Genomic DNA, 3,304 nt, shown 5'->3' on the forward strand with positions numbered 1-3,304 from the left:
GGGCATTGCTGGGGCACACCAATCTTCAGACGACTTTACGCTATCAAAAAGTGACATCTCAGCGGGCAGAGCATACAGCGCATCAGGCCTTGCAATCGCTGTTTAATGTGCCTGACTAAGTGAGTCTAATCCGCTGCTAAAGTCTGTTCAAATAGCTGCTTTAATCGGCAATCCCTAAAAAGTCACAGAGTCTAGCTTATACTCTGCCTCTGGTGACTGAGTGTTATTGCCTGCAATCTAGCCCAGAAGCATTGATATGACTGCGATTGAACGGACTGCCTATCCCCAATTCAAAACTCAACCCTCTACGAAGGAACTAGCAGAACTCTACAGTCCCACCGCTCAAGAGGTTGCCTTTGCCCAAGCGCAGACCAAGAGTAAGCGTGGCTTGCTGCGGTTGCTGGTGATGCTCAAGTCCTTTCAGCGCTTGGGTTACTTTCCCCGCTCCGAGGCAGTCCCCGTTGCTGTTGTGAACCACATTCGGACTTGCCTCAATCTCAGCGCAAAGGTTTCCGCCATTGCACCAGAACGCTCTCGTTACGTTTACCAGAACATCATTCGGTCATATCTCGGCGTTCACTCGTATGACCAAAAAGCACAAAAGGCAATGGCAACGGCGGTTGCTCACGCAGCAGAGGTGATGGATCATCCAGCGGATCTAATCAATGTTGCGATTGAAGAACTGGTCAAGGAACGCTACGAACTCCCTGCCTTTAGTACGCTAGACCGTTTGGTAAGACGTATTCGCACCGCTACGAATACGCGTTTGTTTCATCGCCTTAGCGAAGCCATGACTGCCAAAGAGCAACAATTCGTGGATCAATTGCTCGCGCCTTCAGCTCCTGATCCGACCCAACCTGCCGAGTTTGAAGTCACCCTGGCACTGTTGAAAGCACCGCCAAAAAGCGCCCGCCTCTCTCATATCGAAGCATTGCAGGCAAAATTCAATCGCATCATGAGCTTCGGCGATGCCAACCGTCTGGTCGCAACGATTGCCCCTGCCAAAGTTAAAGCCTTTGCGGCTCAAGCGAAAGCCCTCACGCTCTGTGACCTGCAAGATGCTAAGGTTCCCAAACGCCGTGCCCTCCTGGTTTGCTTGCTGTATCAGGCACAGGTCAAAACCCGTGACCATCTTGTTGAGATGTTTCTCAAGCGGATGCACAAGATTCATAAGTCTGACCGAGAACGGCTTAGCGCCTTGCGGGAAAAGCATTTAGCGCAAACAGAATCCATTCTTGATCTATTCACCGAGGTTTTGCAGGTCTCAATTACCGAGGCGGATGATGCGACCGTTGGATCTGGGGTGCGATCTTTACTGCAATTGCATGGTGGAGGCAGCACCTTACTGGAACAATGTCAGGAGATCAAAGCCTACAACAGCGACAATTACCTGCCCTTGGTCTGGCGGTTTTATAGCCGCTATCGCACGGTACTATTGCGCCTGGTACAATCGCTCGACCTTCAGTCTACCGGCCAAGACCAGTCGTTGATTGAAGCCCTTACCTTTGTGTTGTCACAGGCACACCGTCGCAGTAAGTGGTTAGCTGCCGAACTGGATCTGAGTTTCATCAGTGACCGCTGGCGACGCTTGGTCGTGGAACAGCACAACGGCAAGTCACGCTTGGTGCGGCAGCAGCTAGAGGTCTGCATCTTCACGTATCTGGCCGCAGAACTCAAAAGCGGGGATGCCTGTGTCGTTGGGTCTGAGAATTTTGCAGACTTTCGCAACCAACTCCTCGATTGGCAGCCTTGCCAATCGCAGTTAGAAGCCTACTGTGAGCAGTTGGGCTTGGCGAGTGCGGCTGAACCCTTTGTCGAACACTTGCAAAGCTGGTTGACGCAAGTGGCTCAAACCGTTGACCAAATCTGCAAGGACGGCACACAACTCACCATTAATGAAGCCGGAGAACCTGTACTGAAGCGCTTGACTGCATCCCAACCACCTGAAGGTGCACAGGCATTAGAAGCCGCCATTCTCCAACGGTTGCCAGAGCGGAGTGTTTTGGACGTGTTATGCAATGTTGAACACTGGCTGCATTGGGTGCGCCATTTCGGGCCGGTCTCTGGTTCTGAACCAAAGCTCGATCATCCGACTGAGCGTTATATCCTGACAGTGTTTGGCTATGGGTGCAACCTTGGTCCTAATCAAACGGCACGGCACACACGGGGGTAGGTGAGTGCTCGCATGCTGGCTCATGCCAACCGTCAACATATTTCAACCCAGCAGTTAGAGGCAGCGATGCGGGATATCATCAATGCCTACAAGCAACTGGAATTACCGCGGTGCTGGGGGACGGGCCAGCGGGCAGCGGCTGACGGCAGCAAGTTTGAGATCTATGAGAACAATCTGATGTCGGAGTATCACATCCGTTACGGTGGGTACGGTGGCATTGCCTACCATCATGTTTCGGATACCTACATTGCTCTGTTCACGCACTTCATTAATTGTGGGCTATGGGAGGCGGTCTACATCCTCGATGGCTTACTCAAAAACACCTCGGATATTCAACCTGATACGCTCCATGCAGATACTCAGGGGCAAGCTGCAACGGTGTTTGGTTTAGCATACCTGCTGGGAATTAAGCTGATGCCGCGCATTCGCAACTGGCAGGATTACAAGTTTTTCCGCCCCAGTGCAGATGCCATTTACGAATACATCGAACCGCTGTTTAAGGAAGTTGTGGACTGGAAGTTGATCCGAACGCACTGGCAAGACTTGATGCGGGTTGTGTTATCGATCAAGGCAGGCAAGTTGATGCCGTCTACGATCCTGCGTAAATTGGGCAGTCATAGTCGGAAGAATCGCCTGTATCAAGCTTTTCGAGAACTTGGGCAGGTCATCCGCACCATCTTTCTGCTGCAATATATCTCTGACCAACCGCTACGACAGCAGATCACGGCTTGTACCAATATCGTCGAGGGCTACCATCGCTTCCTCGATTGGCTGTTCTTTGGCAAGCAAGGCGTGATTACGGAAAACGATCCCGAAGAGCAGGAAAAACGGCTCAAATATTTGGATTTGGTCGCTAGTGCGGTGATTCTGCAAAATGCAGTGGACATTTCATTAGCGGTCAAAGCACTCAGTGCAGAGGGCTACAAGATTAACCGCTCATTATTAGCGACTCTCAGTCCCTATATGACTCGGCATCTGAAGCGGTATGGCGATTTTGTGATTGACCTACAAACAGTGCCCCAACCCTTAGAGGGGGCGATGACGTTGCCAGAGGAGATTATGAAAACCTAGATGTAGCAAGGATTAGAGGGCTATCTTACAGGTTTTTACACGTATCCTGTCGCAATCCCA

At 51.2% G+C, this 3,304-nt stretch carries 1 pseudogene; it reads left to right on the top strand.

The window, feature by feature from the left end:
- Positions 1-256: 256 nt before the first annotated feature.
- Positions 257-3,244, top strand: a pseudogene (locus AC5JLP_RS09945) (Tn3 family transposase).
- The last annotated feature ends 60 nt before the right edge of the window (positions 3,245-3,304 follow it).

This window comes from Stenomitos rutilans (genome assembly GCF_059505485.1).